Annotated in this window: 16 protein-coding genes; 10 read left to right on the forward strand and 6 right to left on the reverse strand. The window is 59.9% G+C overall.

From position 1 onward, the window contains the following. Positions 1-65: 65 nt before the first annotated feature. The 7 genes from nuoK to ATO10_RS00460 are packed head-to-tail and all read left to right on the forward strand — an operon-like array spanning position 66 to position 8749. The gene (gene nuoK, locus ATO10_RS00430; RefSeq protein ID WP_035246686.1) at positions 66-371 is read left to right on the forward strand and encodes an NADH-quinone oxidoreductase subunit NuoK; all 306 of its coding nucleotides are present in this window, start codon (positions 66-68) and stop codon (positions 369-371) included. A 6-nt stretch (positions 372-377) separates the two neighbouring features. Next, on the forward strand, positions 378-2540 hold the full coding sequence (gene nuoL / locus ATO10_RS00435; protein WP_035246689.1) for an NADH-quinone oxidoreductase subunit L: 2163 nt from the start codon (positions 378-380) through the stop codon (positions 2538-2540). Between the two features lie 3 nt (positions 2541-2543). Beyond that, the gene (locus tag ATO10_RS00440) at positions 2544-4085 is read left to right on the forward strand and encodes an NADH-quinone oxidoreductase subunit M (protein ID WP_035248173.1); all 1542 of its coding nucleotides are present in this window, start codon (positions 2544-2546) and stop codon (positions 4083-4085) included. Positions 4086-4097: 12 nt separating this feature from the next. Then, complete coding sequence (gene nuoN, locus ATO10_RS00445; protein WP_035246692.1) at positions 4098-5540, forward strand: NADH-quinone oxidoreductase subunit NuoN; 1443 nt, start codon at positions 4098-4100, stop codon at positions 5538-5540. Next, positions 5530-6288, forward strand: a complete 759-nt coding sequence (locus ATO10_RS00450; protein ID WP_272945263.1) for a biotin--[acetyl-CoA-carboxylase] ligase — start codon at positions 5530-5532, stop codon at positions 6286-6288. The genes nuoN and ATO10_RS00450 overlap by 11 nt, the downstream gene beginning before the upstream one ends. 11 nt (positions 6289-6299) lie before the next feature. Further along, complete coding sequence (locus ATO10_RS00455; protein WP_035246695.1) at positions 6300-7079, forward strand: type III pantothenate kinase; 780 nt, start codon at positions 6300-6302, stop codon at positions 7077-7079. Then, entirely contained in the window at positions 7076-8749 is a 1674-nt protein-coding gene (locus tag ATO10_RS00460) for a ribonuclease J (RefSeq protein WP_035246697.1), read from the forward strand. The genes ATO10_RS00455 and ATO10_RS00460 overlap by 4 nt, the downstream gene beginning before the upstream one ends. Before the next feature lie 90 nt (positions 8750-8839). Here ATO10_RS00460 and ATO10_RS00465 read toward each other — a convergent pair whose 3' ends face one another. From ATO10_RS00465 to ATO10_RS00485, 5 genes are all read right to left on the reverse strand, one after another. Next, on the reverse strand, positions 8840-10216 hold the full coding sequence (locus ATO10_RS00465) for a DEAD/DEAH box helicase (protein WP_035246700.1): 1377 nt from the start codon (positions 10214-10216) through the stop codon (positions 8840-8842). Positions 10217-10354: 138 nt separating this feature from the next. Then, on the reverse strand, positions 10355-10909 hold the full coding sequence (locus tag ATO10_RS00470) for an exopolysaccharide biosynthesis protein (protein WP_035246703.1): 555 nt from the start codon (positions 10907-10909) through the stop codon (positions 10355-10357). Positions 10910-10944: 35 nt separating this feature from the next. Continuing rightward, positions 10945-12552, reverse strand: coding sequence for a peptide chain release factor 3 (locus ATO10_RS00475; RefSeq protein ID WP_035248177.1), 1608 nt, complete (start codon positions 12550-12552; stop codon positions 10945-10947). A 197-nt stretch (positions 12553-12749) separates the two neighbouring features. Further along, positions 12750-13901, reverse strand: a complete 1152-nt coding sequence (locus tag ATO10_RS15805) for a pentapeptide repeat-containing protein (RefSeq protein ID WP_051597861.1) — start codon at positions 13899-13901, stop codon at positions 12750-12752. 58 nt (positions 13902-13959) lie between these two features. Continuing rightward, positions 13960-14997, reverse strand: coding sequence for a Hint domain-containing protein (locus ATO10_RS00485; protein ID WP_081806410.1), 1038 nt, complete (start codon positions 14995-14997; stop codon positions 13960-13962). A 149-nt stretch (positions 14998-15146) separates the two neighbouring features. Here ATO10_RS00485 and ATO10_RS00490 point away from each other — a divergent pair, with 149 nt between their 5' ends. Then, a complete protein-coding gene (locus ATO10_RS00490) occupies positions 15147-15926 on the forward strand; it encodes an SDR family oxidoreductase (RefSeq protein WP_035246704.1) in 780 nt (259 codons plus the stop codon). 84 nt (positions 15927-16010) lie between these two features. Then, a complete protein-coding gene (locus tag ATO10_RS00495) occupies positions 16011-17120 on the forward strand; it encodes an ABC transporter ATP-binding protein (protein ID WP_238323316.1) in 1110 nt (369 codons plus the stop codon). Positions 17121-17123: 3 nt separating this feature from the next. On the opposite strand, the gene ATO10_RS00500 is transcribed toward ATO10_RS00495, so the two are convergent. Then, positions 17124-17501, reverse strand: a complete 378-nt coding sequence (locus tag ATO10_RS00500) for a rhodanese-like domain-containing protein (protein ID WP_035246708.1) — start codon at positions 17499-17501, stop codon at positions 17124-17126. A gap of 217 nt (positions 17502-17718) precedes the next feature. Between ATO10_RS00500 and ATO10_RS00505 the strand changes: the two genes are divergently transcribed. Further along, a complete protein-coding gene (locus ATO10_RS00505; protein WP_035246710.1) occupies positions 17719-17940 on the forward strand; it encodes a twin-arginine translocase TatA/TatE family subunit in 222 nt (73 codons plus the stop codon). Positions 17941-17970: the final 30 nt, after the last annotated feature.

Below are 17970 nucleotides of genomic sequence, written 5' to 3' on the forward strand. Positions count from 1 at the left end.
CCGCCCCGTGCGGGGGCGGCGCTAGGAAATTGGAAGCGGGCAGATAACAGGCCCGGAGGGACAAAATGATCGGACTTGAACATTACCTGGCTGTTGGCGCGGCACTGTTCGTGATCGGCGTGTTCGGGATTTTCCTGAACCGCAAGAATGTGATCGTCATCCTGATGTCGATTGAATTGATGCTGCTGGCGGTGAACGTGAACTTTGTCGCCTTCTCTTACTATCTGGGCGATCTGGTGGGGCAGGTGTTTACCCTGTTCGTGCTGACGGTGGCCGCGGCCGAGGCCGCGATCGGGCTGGCCATTTTGGTCTGCTTCTTCCGGACCCGCGGCACGATTGCCGTGGAAGATGTCAACGTGATGAAGGGATAAGCGGCTATGGTTTCGGTCATTCTTTTCGCGCCGCTGATCGGCGCACTTATTGGTGGCTTCGGCTGGCGCATCATCGGCGAAAAAGGCGCGATGTATGTCACCACGGGCCTTCTGTTTCTGGCGGCTTTCTTCAGCTGGGTGGTGTTTGTCGGCTTTGACGGCGAGACCCAGCAGATCCAGCTGTTGCGCTGGATTGAAAGCGGCAGCCTCAGCACCGACTGGTCGATCCGTCTGGACAGGCTGACCGCGATCATGCTGATCGTTGTCACCACCGTGTCGGCGCTGGTGCACCTCTACAGCTTTGGCTACATGGACCACGACCCGCAATGGGGCGAGGGCGAGACCTATAAGCCGCGCTTCTTTGCCTATCTGTCGTTCTTTACCTTCGCCATGCTGATGCTGGTGACCTCGGACAATCTGGTGCAGATGTTCTTTGGCTGGGAAGGCGTGGGCGTGGCTTCGTATCTGCTGATTGGGTTTTACTGGAAGAAACCTTCAGCGGGCGCGGCGGCGATGAAAGCCTTCATCGTGAACCGTGTGGGTGACTTTGGCTTTGCGCTGGGCATCTTTGCGCTGTTCTTCCTGACCGACAGCATCGACATGGATGTGATCTTTGCTGCAGCGCCCGCGCTGGCGGAAACGCAGCTGCACTTCCTGTGGACGGACTGGAACGCGGCCAATCTGGTGGCTTTCCTGCTGTTCATCGGTGCAATGGGGAAATCGGCGCAGCTGCTGCTGCACACGTGGCTGCCCGACGCGATGGAAGGTCCGACCCCGGTGTCGGCGCTGATCCACGCTGCGACCATGGTGACCGCGGGTGTATTCCTGGTTTGCCGGATGTCGCCTCTGTTTGAATACGCACCCGAGGCCAAGGCGTTTATCGTCTATATCGGCGCCACCACCGCGTTCTTTGCGGCAACCGTGGGATTGGTGCAAAACGACATCAAGCGCGTGATCGCCTATTCGACCTGTAGCCAGCTGGGCTATATGTTCGTGGCCGCAGGTGTTGGCGTCTACTCAGTCGCGATGTTCCACCTGCTGACGCACGCGTTCTTTAAGGCGATGTTGTTCCTGGGGGCCGGTTCGGTGATCCATGCAATGCATCATGAACAGGACATGCGGAATTACGGCGGGCTGCGCAAAAAGATCCCCTATACGTTCTGGGCGATGATGATCGGTACGCTGGCCATCACCGGGGTCGGCATCCCGCTGACCCATATCGGCTTTGCCGGCTTCCTGTCCAAAGATGCGATTATCGAAAGCGCCTTTGCCGGTGGCATTGGCTATGCTTTCTGGATGCTGGTGATCGCGGCCTGCTTTACCAGCTTCTACAGCTGGCGTCTGATGTTCCTGACCTTCTATGGCAAGCCGCGCGGCGACAAGCACACGCATGAGCACGCGCATGAAAGCCCGAAGGTCATGCTGGTGCCACTTGGTGTGCTGGCGATTGGGGCGGTGTTCTCGGGGATGGTGTTCTTTAAACCGTTCTTTGGTGACCATGCCGATGTGAACAAGTTCTTCGGTATTCCGGGCCATCACGAAGAGCACGGCGAGGACAAAGATCACGCCGCGCTTGATACGGCACCTGTGGCGGTGATCGGCGATGACCTGCATCAGGTGATCCGCGTTGCGGGGGGCGAGGCCCATGCCGCTACGGATGATCACGGGGACGCGCATGGCGCGGCCGACGATCATGCGGTGCAAACCGGGGCGGCTCCGCAGGGTGCCATTTTCATGCACCCCGACAATCACGTGATGGATGACGCGCACCATGCGCCCAAATGGGTCAAGGTCTCGCCGTTCTTTGCGATGCTGATCGGGTTGGGCATGGCCTATTGGTTCTATATCGTGAACCCGAAACTGCCCCGCAAACTGGCCGAGAACCAACCGGTCCTGTACCAGTTCCTGCTGAACAAATGGTACTTTGACGAAATCTATGACGCGGTGTTTGTACGCCCCTCCAAGGCGCTTGGCCGTTTCCTTTGGACGCGCGGCGACGGTGCTGTCATCGACGGTGGGATCAATGGTTTGGCCATGGGGATCATCCCGTTCTTCACGCGCCTGGCTGGCCGGGCACAATCTGGATACCTGTTCCATTACGCCTTTGCGATGGTGATCGGCATGGTCGTGCTGATTACCTGGATGGCGATGGGCGGAGGGGCTGAATAAATGCTGGATAACATCCTTTCCCTGATCACCTTTTTGCCGCTGATCGCGGCGCTGGTGCTGGCCCTGTTTTTGCGCGGAGAAGACGAAGCCGCGCAGACCAATGCCAAATGGGTCGCTTTGGCCACGACGGTGGTGACGTTCCTTGCGTCGCTGTTTGTCATCGCCCAGTTTGACCCGTCAAACACCGGCTTTCAGTTCGTCGAAGAGCGCGACTGGATTTTGGGTCTGAAATACAAGATGGGGGTCGACGGCATCAGTGTGCTGTTTGTCATGCTGACCACCTTCCTGATGCCGATCACCATCGGCGCGTGTTGGGGTGTCACCCACCGCGTCAAGGAATACATGATCGCCTTCTTGTTGCTGGAAACCCTGATGCTGGGTGTGTTCTGCGCGCTGGATCTGGTGCTGTTCTATCTGTTCTTTGAGGCCGGTCTGATCCCGATGTTCCTGATCATCGGCATCTGGGGCGGGGCGAACCGCATCTATGCGTCGTTCAAGTTCTTCCTTTATACCTTCCTTGGCTCGGTGCTGATGCTGGTCGCCATGATTGCGATGTTCATGGATGCAGGCACCACCGATATCCCGACCCTGCTGAACCACGAGTTCAGCGCGGGCACGCTAAGCCTGTTTGGCTGGCAGATCGTCGGTGGGTTGCAGACCTTGCTGTGGCTGGCCTTCTTTGCAAGTTTCGCGGTGAAAATGCCGATGTGGCCGGTGCACACCTGGTTGCCAGATGCGCACGTGCAGGCCCCGACGGCGGGGTCGGTCATTCTGGCGGCGATCCTGTTGAAGATGGGGGGCTATGGCTTCCTGCGGTTCAGCCTGCCGATGTTCCCGGTGGCCAGCGACCTGCTGGCGCCGCTGGTTTTGTGGATGTCGGCCATCGCTATTGTCTACACCTCGCTGGTGGCGATGGTGCAGCAGGATATGAAAAAGCTGATCGCTTATTCGTCGGTTGCCCACATGGGCTACGTGACCATGGGTATTTTTGCAGCCAACCAGCAGGGGATTGATGGTGCGATCTTTCAGATGATCAGCCACGGCTTTATCTCGGGCGCATTGTTCCTGTGTGTCGGTGTGATCTATGACCGGATGCACACCCGCGACATCGACGCCTATGGCGGCTTGGTGAACCGTATGCCGGCCTATGCCTTGGTCTTTATGCTGTTCACCATGGCCAACGTCGGCCTGCCCGGCACCAGCGGGTTCGTGGGTGAATTCCTGACCCTGATGGGCGTGTTCCAGGCCAACACCTGGGTGGCGCTGATCGCGACCTCGGGGGTGATCCTGTCAGCGGCTTATGCGTTGTGGCTCTATCGCCGCGTCGTCTTTGGCCAGCTGATCAAGGAAAGCCTGAAGTCGATCACCGACATGAACAAGCGCGAACGCATGCTGTTTGCGCCGCTGATCTTCATGACGCTCTTGCTGGGGGTCTATCCCAGCCTTGTCACCGATATCATTGGCCCGTCTGTGGCGGCGCTGATCGAGCAACAACAAACCGCTGTGGTCGCCTTTGACGGTACGACCCAGATGGCACAGCACTAAGAGGGCACAGCGATGATCTCTTCTGATATCTCCACCGTCCTTCCGGAAATCGTGCTGGCGGTCTATGCCATGCTGGCGCTGGTGGGCGCGGTTTATACCGGCAAGGACAAGGTTACTGGGCTGCTGACCTGGATTACCGCCGCAGTGCTGGTTCTGGTTGGCCTGTGGATCGGGCTGGGCGGCAATGGTGCACGCAGCGCGTTCAACGGCGCCTTCATCGACGATAGTTTCGCCCGTTTCGCCAAGGTCGTGATCCTGCTGTCGGCGGCGGCTGTGCTGGTGATGAGCCAAGACTATATGAAACGCATGCAGCTGGACCGGTTCGAGTATCCGGTTCTGGTCACGCTTGCGGCCGTCGGCATGATGATGATGGTTTCCGCAGGCGACCTGATGGCGCTTTACATGGGGCTGGAGCTGCAATCGCTGTCTTTGTATGTGGTTGCCGCCCTGCGCCGTGACAGTGCCAAATCGACCGAGGCTGGCCTGAAGTACTTTGTGCTGGGCGCGATCAGCTCGGGCATGCTGTTGTACGGTGCCTCGCTGGTTTACGGCTTTACCGGCACAACGCTGTTTAGCGGTGTGATCGAGGTAGTGCAGGCGGGTGAACTTTCGCTGGGTCTGCTGTTTGGTCTGGTCTTCCTGATCATCGGTCTGGCGTTCAAAGTGTCGGCCGTGCCCTTCCACATGTGGACGCCGGACGTCTACGAAGGCTCGCCCACGCCGGTCACCGCCTTTTTCGCCACCGCGCCGAAAATGGCGGCGATGGGCCTGTTTGCCCGCGTGATGTTTGATGCCTTTGGCGAAGCCACCCATGACTGGACCCAGATCATCGCGCTGCTGTCGGTTGCGTCGATGTTCCTTGGTGCGGTTGCGGCGATTGGCCAGACCAACATCAAGCGTCTGATGGCGTTCAGCTCGATCGCGCATATGGGCTTTGCCCTGATGGGGCTGGCGGCTGGCACCGAGGCCGGCGTTCAGGCGATGCTGATCTACATGACCATCTATGTTGCGATGAACGTCGGCACTTTTGCTTTTATCCTGAGCATGGAGAAAGACGGCAAGCCGGTGGTTCAGATCGACGCGCTGCACATGTATTCCACCCGCGAGCCGCTGAAGGCACTGGCCATGCTGGTGCTGCTGTTCAGCCTGGCAGGTGTGCCGCCACTGGTGGGCTTCTTTGGCAAGTTTTACGTGCTGATGGCCGCTGTGGACGCCGGCATGGCATGGCTGGCGGTTGCCGGTGTGATTGCCTCGGTTATCGGGGCCTTCTATTACCTGCGGATCGTCTACTACATGTACTTCGGCGACGAGGCCAAAGCTGGTGTGGATTCGCGGGTTAACCCGGTTTTGTGGGGCTTCCTGATGGTGTCGGCTCTGGCGATGCTGTTGGGGGTTGTGAACCTGTTTGGGATCGAAGGACCGGCCCTGGCAGCGGCACAAACTCTTGTCCGCTGACATTGATTGGGCCGGATGGCCCGACACCTATGACCGGGTAATTCTGGATCAGGTCGACAGTACAATGTCCGAGGCCGCACGCCGCGCCTCGGACGTTTTGCGTCCAACGTGGATTTTAGCGCATCATCAAACGGCGGGCCGGGGGAGGCGCGGGCGGGCTTGGGAAAACCCCAAGGGCAACTTTGCCGCGACATTGATCCTGCGCCCCAAGGGGGATCCGCAACAGATCGCGTTGCGCTCTTTCGTGGCGGCATTGGCTTTGTATGACTGCATGGCCACCGTGGTGGACCCGGCGAAACTGTCGCTGAAATGGCCCAATGATGTGCTGCTGTCGGGCGGTAAGGTCGCGGGCATTTTGCTGGAGGCCATGGGGCAGGGCGCTGAGGTTCTGAGCATCGGTATCGGGATCAACCTGTCCAGCGCGCCAAGCCCAAACCAACTGGAAGAGCGCGCCGTGGCGCCGGTCGCGCTGGCCGATCATACCGGCGCAAAGTTGCCCGCCGAAGGCGTGCTGTTTGAACTGGCCACCGCTTATGCCCGCTGGGAAGACCGTTTCAACACCTATGGGTTTGAACCGATCCGCACCGCGTGGTTGCAACAGGCCGCCCGTCTGGGGCAACCCATCACCGCCCGCACGGCGCGCGATGAAATCACCGGGACGTTTGACACTGTGGACGAAGGCGGCAATCTTGTTTTACGCACGCCCAAAGGCCGTGTGGCAATCGCGGCGGCGGACGTATTTTTCTGAAAGGGGTGGGCATGCTTCTGTGCATTGACTGCGGCAACACGAACACGGTGTTCTCTATCTGGGATGGACAGAAGTTTCTGTGCACGCTCAGGACCTCCACCCATCACAAGCGCACGGCCGATCAGTATTTTACCTGGTATTCGACGCTGATCCGGCATCACCAGATCGACGCGGATATCACTGATGTGATCATCTCATCAACGGTGCCGCGCGTGGTGTTTAACCTGCGCGTTTTTACCGACCGCTATTTCAATTGCCGCCCGCTGGTGGTGGGCAAACCGGAATGCGCCTTGCCGCACGCACCGCGCGTCGATGTGGGGACACAGGTCGGGCCGGACAGGCTGGTGAATACGGCCGGCGCTTTTGATCGCCATGGTGGCAACCTGATCGTGGTGGATTTTGGCACCGCGACCACCTTTGATGTTGTGGCTGCAGATGGCGCCTATGAGGGCGGCGTGATTTCACCGGGCGTGAACCTGTCGCTGGAAGCGCTGCACATGGCGGCTGCGGCACTGCCCCATGTGGACGTCACCATGCCGCCGCAGGTGATTGGCACCAACACGGTGGACTGTATCCAATCTGGTGTGTTTTGGGGCTATATCGGGCTGGTGCAGGGCGTGTGCCATCGAATTCAGACAGAATATGCGGCCAAGATGAAGATTATCGCCACCGGGGGGCTTGCACCTTTGTTCGCGCAGGGCGAAGACCTGTTTGACAGTTTCGAAGACGATCTGACGATGCACGGTCTGACCGTGATCCACGCCTATAACAAGGAAGTTGGCGCGATATGAGCAGTAAAAACCGCCTGATCTACCTGCCGCTTGGCGGCGCAGGAGAGATCGGCATGAACGCCTATGTGTATGGCTACGGTCCCAAGGGCAAAGAGCGCTATATCCTTGTCGATCTGGGCGTGACCTTCCCCGATATGGACAGCACGCCGGGCGTGGACCTGATCTATGCCGATATCGACTGGCTGGTGCAGCGCGCCGACCGGCTTGAGGCAATCTTTATCACCCACGGGCACGAGGACCACATCGGGGCGCTGCCGCTGGGCTGGCCCAAGCTGAAAGTGCCGATCTATACCCGGACCTTCACCGGCAATCTGGCGATGCACAAGATGGAGGATCGCGGGCTGGACCCCCTGCAGGTCCGCGTGGTGCAGCCTTGGCCTGAAACCATTAAAGCGGGTCCGTTCACGGTTAGCTTCCTGCCAGTGTCGCATTCGATCCCCGAAAGCTCGGCCTTGGTCATCGACAGCCCGGCAGGGCGGGTGGTGCACACGGGCGATTTCAAACTGGATGAAAGCCCGGTTGTGGGTGAGCCGTTCCAGCCCGATCTGTGGGCTGAGGTCGCAGGCGATGGCATTCAGGCGCTGGTCTGTGATTCCACCAACGTGTTCTCGCCAGCGGCGGGCCGCTCTGAGGCCACCGTTGGCCCGGCGATTGAACAGTTGATCAAACAGTCTTCGGGCATGATGGTCGCAACCACCTTTGCCTCGAATGTGGCGCGTGTGCGCACGCTGGCGATGGCGGGGCAGGCGGCGGGGCGCTCGATTGTGCTGTTGGGCCGCGCGATGCGCCGGATGGTTGAGGCGGCCGTTGAAAGCGGCGTTTTGACCGATTTTCCCACCACGATCCCGGCCGAAGATGCCACCAACGTACCGCGCGAGAACCTGATGCTGCTGGTCACCGGCAGTCAGGGCGAACGCCGCGCGGCCTCGGCGCAGTTGGCACGGGGCAAATACATGGGTCTGACGATGAAAGAGGGGGACACCTTCCTGTTTTCGTCCAAGACCATTCCGGGTAATGAAAAGGGCGTGGGCCACATCGTGAATGCCTTCTCTGAGATGGGTGTGCATGTGGTCGATGATGGCGCGGATCTGTACCATGTGTCCGGCCACGCCAACCGTCCTGACCTTGAGCGCGTGCATAAGATCATGAAGCCCAAGATCGTTGTGCCGATGCACGGCGAACACCGTCATCTGCGCAAGCACCGTGATCTGGCGCAGGGCAATGGCTTTGCCTCGGTGATTGCGCCCAATGGCACCATGGTGGACCTGACCGGGGATGCGCCGCAGATTGTCGAGCATATCGAGGCCGGGCGGACCTATCTGGATGGCAAAGTGCAGATTGGCGCCTTTGACGGCATTGTGCGCGACCGGATTCGGATGGCGTTGAACGGGCTGTTGGTGATCAACCTGATCATGGATGAAAACGATGAGCCGCTGGGCGAACCCTGGGCCGAAATCAAGGGCCTGCCTGAGGTTGGGTTGTCAAAGGTTCCTTTGTCCGAGCTGCTGGAGAACGATCTGGCGCAGCTGATGAACCGTACCGATGACAAGGTGCTGATGGACGATGACAAGCTGGAAGAGGCCCTGCGCCGGCGCACCCGTCAGGTGGCGCAGGAAGAGCTGGGTCGTAAGCCAGAGGTCATGGTGGTGATCAGCCGTTTGATGGCTTGATAAATTGCGCGCGCCAAGGCGCGCTAGAGATATCTCCGCGCCCCCTTTGGGGGCGCGTCGAGTGGGCGCTTAAGTTTCAGGTCAGCGTATTTAAGCCGGGGTTTTGAACGACCGCAGGATGAAAGCCGGGACGTGATCGCCCATGCCGACAACCGGTTCGCCACCACCGCCGCGTCCGCCACGTCCGCGTGAGCGGCTGCGCGATGCGGTCGGTTTGCTTTCCTTGGGCTTGGTGTCCGCCTTGGCTTTCTCGGCGGGTTTTTCCGCCGGTTTTTCGGCCTTGGTCTTGTGTTCGGCTTTCGGCTCGGGTGCGGCGGTTTTGAGCGGATTCTCGATGCGCGGGATTTCCATTTTCACCAGCGCTTCGATATCGGCGAAGTTTTTCTCGTCGTAGGGCACGCACAGCATCATCGCCTTGCCTTTGCGCCCGGCGCGGCCTGTGCGGCCGATGCGGTGCACATAGTCTTCGGCGTGGCTGGGCACATCGTAGTTGAAGACGTGGGACACATTCGGGATGTCCAGCCCGCGGGCGGCCACATCCGAGGCGCACAGGAAGCGGATCGAGCCATTGCGGAACCCTTCGAGGGTTTTCATGCGGTGGCTTTGGTCCAGATCGCCATGGATCGGAGCGGCGTTATAGCCGTATTTGTTCAGCGATTTCGCAACAATGTCGACTTCGGTCTTGCGGTTGCAGAAGATGATCGCGTTGGTGCAGGCGTCGCCTTCCTGATCAATCAGTGCACGCAGCAGTTTGCGTTTTTCGCTGGCCTGACGGTCTTTGCGCGAGGCTTTGAAGATCACCACACCCTGTTCGATATTTTCCGAGGTTGTCGCGGCGCGGGCCACTTCGATCTTTTCGGGGTTCGACAGGAAGGTGTTGGTGATGCGTTCGATCTCGGGCGCCATGGTGGCAGAGAAGAACAGCGTCTGGCGGGTGAAGGGCGTCAGTTGGAAGATGCGTTCGATATCGGGGATGAAGCCCATATCCAGCATCCGGTCGGCCTCGTCCACCACCATGATCTGCACGCCGGTCAGCAGCAGCTTTCCGCGTTCGAAATGGTCCAGCAGGCGGCCCGGTGTGGCGATCAGAACGTCGACACCTTTGTCGATCAGCTGGTCCTGTTCCTTGAAGCTGACGCCGCCGATCAGCAGCGCTTTGGTCAACTTGGTGTTCTTGGCGTAAATGTCGAAGTTTTCAGCGACCTGAGCGGCCAGTTCACGGGTCGGCGCCAGAACAAGGCTGCGCGGCATGCGGGCCCGGGCGCGGCCCTTGGCCAGCATGGTGATCATCGGCAGGGTGAAGCTGGCGGTCTTGCCGGTGCCGGTCTGGGCGATCCCCAGAACGTCCTTGCCCGACAAAGCGTGCGGAATAGCACCGGCCTGGATCGGAGTGGGAGATTCATAGCCCGCGTCTTCAACGGCGGAAAGAACTTTGGGATGCAGTCCCAAGTCAGCAAATTTGGTCATTCAGGCCCTATCAATTGCGGCGTCTGTAAGAATGCCGCTAAACTGTGCGGCCTGATCAGCCGTATTGCCGATCTTCGTCTTGGCGCAGTGCTTAGGCCAAGCGTACTTAAAGGTCAAGGTTTCACCGGGTTTGGGCGCCTAGGGCCAAAGCCATAGGATCAGAGCGATTTCGGGCACGACGATGGCCCAGCCAATGGCCACCAGAACCCCATCGCGCAGGGTCAGGCCCAGGCCGAAAACCAACAGATGCCACGACAGGGCGAAGGGCAGGCCGGGGATGAACCCGGCGAAGATGATGATCACGCCGCTGGCGACGCAGGTGATTCCGATCAGAGCCACCGCAAGGGGCGAAGCCGACAGGCCCGATCGGCGCTGGCCCAGTACCGGATGCAGCCACCCCATGACTTTGCGCAGGTATTTCGCGGCTCCGCGCAGCAGGTTGGCACCGATCATCACCCGCCCCAGTCGTGCAGGCAGCCACAGGCGGGTGCGCCCGATCATCATGTGCAACCCGATCAGGAAAAGGGTCGCGCCCACGATTGCGGGGACGCCGGGCACCATCCCGACCGGAGAGATCACTAGCAAAGACAAAACCACCAGCAGTGGCCCAAAGCCCCGCGCGCCGAGGGCCTCGATCACCGCGCGCAGAGCGACCTTTTCACGCCCGGCGCCGGTTTGCTCTAACGAGGCCAAAAGCGCCGTTATCGAGGGGTGATGCTCTGGGTCGTTCAGACCTGCATTTCCTTTGTAGCAGAAAGGGTTAGCTCGGGATGGTCGCGCTCTACACGGTCAATATCCCACTGCAGGCGGGTCATGTAGACGACGTCCCCATCATTGTCATAGCTGATGTGCTGCTTGTTGGTGTCGGTGAATTTGTCGACATCCGCCTTGGCGCCGGTGACCCAGCGGGCCGAGGTGAATTGCGATTGTTCGAACCGCACGGGCAGGCCGTATTCCAGCTCGATCCGGCTGGCCAGAACTTCGAATTGTAGCGCGCCCACAACGCCCACAATAAAGCCCGAGCCCATCATCGGCTTAAAGACTTTGGCCGCGCCTTCTTCGGCGAATTGCATCAGGGCTTTTTCCAGATGCTTGGCTTTCATCGGATCCCCTGCGCGGCAGGTTTGCAGCAATTCGGGCGCGAAGGACGGAATACCAGTAACACGCAAAGCTTCGCCTTCGGTTAACGTATCGCCGATGCGCAGCTGGCCGTGGTTGGGGATGCCGATGATATCGCCGGCCCATGCTTCCTCGGCCAGTTCGCGGTCCGAGGCCAGGAACATCACCGGGTTGGAAATGGCCATCGGTTTTTTGGACCGCACATGGGTCAGTTTCATGCCGCGTTTGAAGTGGCCTGAGGCCATGCGCACAAAGGCCACACGGTCGCGGTGCTTGGCGTCCATGTTGGCTTGCACCTTGAAAACAAAGCCAGAAACCTTCTTTTCCTCGGGCGCGATCTGGCGTGGCTCGGCGTTTTGGATTTGTGGCTGGGGGCCGTAGTTGGCGATGCCGTCCATCAGCTCACGCACGCCGAACGAATTGATCGCAGAGCCAAACCAGATGGGTGTCATATGCCCTTCGAGCACCGCTTGTGGGTCCAGCTTGGGCAGCAGTTCACGGGCCATTTCGACCTCTTCGCGCAGCTGTTCCAGCAGGTGGTCGGGGATCAGCTCGTCCAGCTTGGGGTCGTCAAGCCCTTGAATCGAAACGCTTTCGGCCACGACGTTGCGGTCGGCGCGGTCCATCAGTTCCAGGCGGTCATTGATCAGGTCGTAACAGCCCAGAAAATCGCGGCCAACGCCAATCGGCCAGCTGGCCGGGGTGACGTCGATGGCCAGATTTTCCTGAATTTCATCAATGATTTCAAAGGTGTCGCGGCTTTCGCGGTCCATCTTGTTACAGAAGGTCAGGATCGGCAAATCGCGCAGGCGGCAGACCTCAAACAGCTTGCGGGTCTGGCTTTCCACGCCTTTCGCGCCGTCGATCACCATCACCGCCGCGTCCACCGCCGTGAGCGTACGATAGGTGTCTTCGCTAAAGTCGCTGTGGCCGGGTGTGTCGACCAGATTGAAGCGGAAGCTATTGAAATCAAAGGACATTGCTGACGCGGAAACCGAGATGCCCCGGTCTTTCTCCATCTGCATGAAGTCCGAGCGCGTGCGCCGTGCCTCGCCCTTGGCGCGCACCTGACCAGCCATCTGAATGGCACCCCCGTAAAGGAGGAACTTTTCCGTCAGGGTCGTCTTACCGGCATCGGGGTGCGAGATGATCGCAAAGGTCCGGCGGCGCGCAATCTCGGGCGGCAAATCGGGGCGGTTTTGGGCGTTGTCCAACATGAGGGCGATATAGCGGCGAGGGGGGGAAAGGGCAATGGAAAGGGGCATACACAAGCGATGCACATCCCATGCACATCCGATGCATATCGCATGCGCAGCAATTTATTCCCCCGGATTGCCTGCAATCCGGTTCGCGCCCGACCCCGCCCCCCAGGGCGGGCGCGAAATCGCACCCACCCTCGGCGCCGGGCGCGAACCTATGTTCCGATAGAAGGTGGCAGGGTAGGCGGCGGTGGTGGAGGTGGCGCCTGAAACAAGCCATCAAACGCATTGCGCAGGCCGTTCAACGCGGATGCACCGTATTCGCCCAACATGATCTCTCCGCCCGATAGAATGGCCGCAGCGGTACCCGCGCCTAGGGTGGTGCCAAACGAGATCGCGAAAGCAGAGGTGCCTTTGCGCCACACGGAAGAGTCTGCGCCCTTCTTCTTGAGCTCTTCGATTTCCGCAGTCTGCTTTTCGATGGTCGCGCGCAACTTTTCTATCTTGGCGAGGGCGTCAGTGAGTTCCTTGGCGAGACTGTCTTCATCGGCGGAAGGGATCGCTTTGGCCAGTTGTTTGAACGTGTCCGAGACCTGTTCGACCAGCAGCAGGTCATCGGGTAGGTCGTTGCAGTTGTTGGCTTGGCGAAAGGTTTGGGTGGCGTAATCGAGCTGTGCCGCGAAGGTTTCGGCGGTGTTGGCGTTTTGGGCCGGGGCGGCGAGGATAACTTGCACTTGAGTTTTCAGGGCGGCGAGTTGACGGGCCGATGGGTTGGTGGCTGGATCGGGCATTGGTTCCAGCGGGTCGGGTAGCTGTGGGGCGGGCTCAATCCCCTCCGGGTCCGGCCAGTGGGGTGGGTGGGTCAGGCCGAAACGCAGGATAGTGCCGGTGTCTCCATTCATTGCATCGACTTGTGTCTGTGTAAGGCTAGGGAGTTCGAGCAGTTTGGTGTTTAAGTACTGGCCTGCACTAATGATCGTGCGGACGTTTACATTTTTGACGGATGCCTTTTGATCGTATTCTCTTCCGAAATCGGCGTTCCAGAGATCAGCGCCTCTGAGGTCAGCATGATTTAGCTCAGCTGATGCCAACTGTGACCTACGAAGGTTCGCCCTCCTCATATTTGAGCTTTGAAGGTTAGCCCCTCTCAGATCGGCGGCGACGAGATTGGTGTCGGATAGGATTGCTGCTCGTAAATTCGTTCTCCTTAAGTCAATGCTGGAGGTCCCAAGTAGTGGGCGCGTTTTCTTGTAGGCACGGCGAATATCAAACCCCGACAAATCCGGCACAAAATCGTCGGACTCGCGCCGCGCGTTCCACGCTTCGACGCCTTCCAGCAGCCATTCCAGGTGTTGGGGGTTGCCCATAATGCTTTCCTCAAATCCGTCCGCTCAGCCTAGGGGTGTGCGGGCGTGAGGTAAACACTCAGTCGCGGCGGCGCAGGTCTTGGGGGGAGAGGCGGGCGACCATGTCGGGGTCGGCCTCGGTGCCATAGTGGGGATCATGCGCGGTGTCGGGCAGGGTTTGGGCGACCTCGCGGGCCATGTCCTCGGGCAGTTGACCCAAGGAGGCGTCGTTGATCAGCAGGCTCTCGGTCGGGATGTATTCGGCATAGATGATTTCGTGGCGGTCAAAGACCACGTGGAAATATTCAACAAACCCGCCGCCGCGGATATAGACCTGATCGTCATCGACAAGATCGCGGGCTTTGACAAGGATTTCAGCGGTTTCGCCAAGGCCACGGCGGCCCTGACGATAGATGAACAGGCGTTGGTGCTGGCTGACGATCAGGTCGGATTCATTGGCCAGCACGCCTTTGGGGATGACCACGGGCGCATGGGCGCCGACGGCGCGCACGGTGCGGTGGCCGACCCAGCGCACGGGTTGGGGGCCGTGGTCGCGGGTCAGGATTTTGTCGCCGGGTGCGAGGTTTTCGATGGCGCGTTGGGAGCCATCCGCAAGAGTGATCAGCGTGCCGCGGGTAAAGGCCACGGGGGTGATATCGGCCAGACGGACCTCGGTTGGGTTTGGGTCGGCGGTCAGCAGGGTGTATTGCAGCTTTGGCTCGATCGGGTCGAGCGGCAGGAAGAACAGGTAGCGCCCGTCCTGCCCGCGCGGTTGGTGGCCGATCAGGATCAGGTCGACCTTGTCGCCATCGGGTGCCATGAAGGTCAGGCGGCCCTCTAACATCAGCGTGTCGCCGGGATTGCCCAGTTCAGAGCCTTCGGCCACTTTGTGCCCGCCTTTGGCGGACAGGAAGCCACCCGCAGAGTCATCGGCGCTGACCGACAGTTCCTGCGTTTCAGCCATTTCCAGCAGGTGATAGACATCGCCCAGACACAGGTCGTCGATGGGCATCATCGGGTCGCCATGGTTGACGCCGGAAAGCACTTCGAGTTCGGTGGCTGGATAGACCTGAGCCGCGTAGCTTGCGCGCAGATTTGGCTTGGGCGCTTGGGTCATCTTGGCGCGAAATTCCTGTAACGAAAGGTTGTGTACTTGGTAAAGCGCGCGCACCATAGGGTTCGCTTCCCCTAAGGTCAACGTGCCCGAGCTTTGCAGCCAGTATGCCGCAATGCTAGGCAGGGGAAAAGGGTAACAGGAGGGGTAAAATGGATCTTGGAATTCGGGGGAAACGCGCGCTGGTGTGTGCATCGTCCAAGGGGCTGGGTCTGGGCTGTGCCCGGGCGCTGGCCGAGGCTGGCGTGGCGCTGGTGATGAACGCCCGTGGCGCCGAGGCTCTGGAGGCCTCGGCGCAAGCGATCCGCGAGGAGTTTGGGGTGGCGGTCACGACAGTTGTCGCAGATGTCACCACGGCCGATGGACAGGCTCAGGTGTTAGAGGCTGCGGGTGATGTGGACATTCTGGTAACCAATGCGGGCGGGCCGCCGCCGGGCATGTGGACCGATTGGGAGCGCGATGATTTCATCGCGGCGCTGGATGCCAATATGCTGGCGCCAATCGCTTTGATGAAGGCGGTGTTGCCCGGCATGATGGCGCGCGGCTGGGGCCGGGTGGTGAACATTACCTCGGTTTCGGTCAAAGCGCCGATTGCGGTGCTGGGCCTGTCGAACTCGGCGCGGGCCGGTTTGACCGGCTATGTTGCGGGCACGGCGCGGCAGGTGGCCGACAAAGGCGTGACCATCAACAACCTGTTGCCCGGTCTGCACGATACAGACCGCGCGGCGGCGCTGGATGGCGGCGCGGCGGCGCAGCAGGGGATCACCGTCCAACAGGCCCGCGCCCAGCGTTTTGGGACAATTCCGGCGCATCGCTATGGCACGGCGGCCGAGTTCGGCGCGACCTGCGCCTTCATGTGCTCGCAACATGCCGGTTTCATGATCGGGCAGAACATTCTGCTGGATGGCGGTGCGACCAACACCACGATGTAACCGCGCTGGCGGCTTGCGCGCCGGGGCACCGCTTGGTATCCCGGCTGCAATATCCTATGTTTTCTCTAGGAAATGAGGTGCGCCTTGGCTGAAGCCCCCCCGCGACTGGAAATTCGCAACATCACTCGTCAGTTTGGCGGGCGAAAGGTTGTGGATGACGTGTCGTTGTCGGTGGCCCCGGGCGAGGTCACCTGTCTGTTGGGGCCGTCTGGCTGTGGCAAGTCCACCACCTTGCGCATCATCGCGGGCGTGGACATGCAAAACAGCGGCGAGATTTATATCGACGGCAAGCTGATCTGCGACACCCAGTTCCGAGTCCCGCCTGAACGGCGTTCCGTGGGGATGATGTTTCAGGACTTTGCGCTGTTTCCGCATCTGAGCGTGGCCCAGAATGTCGCTTTTGGGCTGACCAAATCCCGCCGGGCAGAACGCGCCGCGCGGGTGCATGAGTTGCTGACCCGTGTCGGCCTTGCCCATTACGCTGATGAATACCCCCATGCGCTTTCGGGCGGGGAGCAACAGCGCGTCGCGCTGGCCCGCGCCTTGGCGCCGCGCCCCGGCATTATGCTGATGGACGAGCCGTTCTCAGGACTCGACAACCGGTTGCGCGACGACATTCGCGATGAAACGCTGGCCGTGCTGAAAGAAGAGGGCACAGCCGTTCTGTTGGTGACCCATGAGCCCGAAGAGGCCATGCGCATGGCCGATCAGATCGTGTTGATGCGGGATGGCAAGGTGGTCCAGCGCGGTGCGCCTTACAATATGTACAACGCGCCGGTGGATCGCGCAGCGGCGGCCTTCTTTTCAGACCTGAATGTGATCACCAGTTCGGTGCATAACATGATGGCGGCCACGCCGTTTGGCGAGTTCATGACGCCGGGGCTACCGGATGGTTCGTTGGTCGATATCGCCATTCGCCCACAGCATCTGAAGATCGAATTTGACCGCAACGGTCACGCCCCTTCGGCCACGCCGCAAAATGGCATGCCCGCACGCGGCAGGGTCGAACGGGCCCGGTTCATGGGCGACGAAAGCCTTGTGGAATTCCGCATGGAATATGACGGCTCGCTTTTGAAAGCGACCTTGCCCGGCGTGTTCCTGCCCAAGCCGGACACGCCGATGTGGCTGCTGATCCGGCGTGATCGCTGTTTGGTCTTTCCCTCGACCCACAGCGATTCCATTGCCGCCAGCTAAGGGTTAACCCCCCATTTCACGCGGTGCGCCGGTGGCCATATTGGTGCCGATGTATTTCTTGTTCGCGGTTTTCCAGGCGCCGAACCCGCCATCCAGATGCGCGATTTTGCTGTGACCGGCGGCCAGGTAGGACTCGGCCATTTTGCGCGACCGCACGCCCGAGCCGCAATGGAGCACCAAGGGGCGTTCGCCCGCTGTGGGCAGAAACTTGGGGTCAAATCCGGCCATCGGCATCAAAAGCGCGCCGTGGATATGTTCAAACATGTATTCTTGCGGCGTGCGCACGTCGATCAGGGTAATCGCGCCCTGCGCCATCGCAGCGGCGACATCTTCGGGGTTCCAGTGTTCCAGCGTCTTGCCGCCCAAATCCTCGGTATGCATCGGAGTCTCCTTTAACGAGTGAGTCGCGCGCATTTTGCGGAAAAAATCAAACATTCACACCCTTGAATGCGGCAGATGATTGCCCATGGAATGGGATTTGTGAAAGAAATCGTCATTTCCGTGCCAAATGGGGTTTGCACTTTAGTCGTGAACCCATAAATGTTTTTGACGAATATCAATCAGGGCGCCCTTGAGGCGGCCCGTAGGGGAGAAGACCATGCTCAACAATATCGGCCTGCCCGGCCTTCTGCTTATCGCCGTCGTGGTTCTGGTGCTGTTTGGCCGCGGTAAAATCTCGTCGCTGATGGGCGAAGTGGGCAAAGGCATCACCGCCTTCAAGAAAGGTGTCAAAGACGGCACCGAAGAGCTTGAAAACGAAATGGAAGCCGCCAAGGACATCACGCCCGAAGTGGAAGTCGAAGAAAAAGACAAAGTCTGATCTTTCTGATCCGCGCAAGGCAGGTGTCGC

Origin of the sequence: Actibacterium atlanticum (assembly GCF_000671395.1) — a bacterium.
Taxonomy (GTDB): domain Bacteria; phylum Pseudomonadota; class Alphaproteobacteria; order Rhodobacterales; family Rhodobacteraceae; genus Actibacterium_D; species Actibacterium_D atlanticum.

Bases quoted from the DNA above. Each gene is read 5' to 3' on its own strand.
- nuoL (WP_035246689.1), top strand. From the start codon at position 378: ATGGTTTCGGTCATTCTTTTCGCGCCGCTGATCGGCGCACTTATTGGT.
- ATO10_RS15805 (WP_051597861.1), bottom strand. From the start codon at position 13,901: ATGGGCAACCCCCAACACCTGGAATGGCTGCTGGAAGGCGTCGAAGCG.
- nuoN (WP_035246692.1), top strand. From the start codon at position 4,098: ATGATCTCTTCTGATATCTCCACCGTCCTTCCGGAAATCGTGCTGGCG.
- nuoK (WP_035246686.1), top strand. From the start codon at position 66: ATGATCGGACTTGAACATTACCTGGCTGTTGGCGCGGCACTGTTCGTG.
- ATO10_RS00465 (WP_035246700.1), bottom strand. From the start codon at position 10,216: ATGACCAAATTTGCTGACTTGGGACTGCATCCCAAAGTTCTTTCCGCC.
- ATO10_RS00505 (WP_035246710.1), top strand. From the start codon at position 17,719: ATGCTCAACAATATCGGCCTGCCCGGCCTTCTGCTTATCGCCGTCGTG.
- ATO10_RS00500 (WP_035246708.1), bottom strand. From the start codon at position 17,501: ATGCATACCGAGGATTTGGGCGGCAAGACGCTGGAACACTGGAACCCC.
- ATO10_RS00485 (WP_081806410.1), bottom strand. From the start codon at position 14,997: ATGACCCAAGCGCCCAAGCCAAATCTGCGCGCAAGCTACGCGGCTCAG.
- ATO10_RS00460 (WP_035246697.1), top strand. From the start codon at position 7,076: ATGAGCAGTAAAAACCGCCTGATCTACCTGCCGCTTGGCGGCGCAGGA.
- ATO10_RS00490 (WP_035246704.1), top strand. From the start codon at position 15,147: ATGGATCTTGGAATTCGGGGGAAACGCGCGCTGGTGTGTGCATCGTCC.
- ATO10_RS00455 (WP_035246695.1), top strand. From the start codon at position 6,300: ATGCTTCTGTGCATTGACTGCGGCAACACGAACACGGTGTTCTCTATC.
- ATO10_RS00475 (WP_035248177.1), bottom strand. From the start codon at position 12,552: ATGTTGGACAACGCCCAAAACCGCCCCGATTTGCCGCCCGAGATTGCG.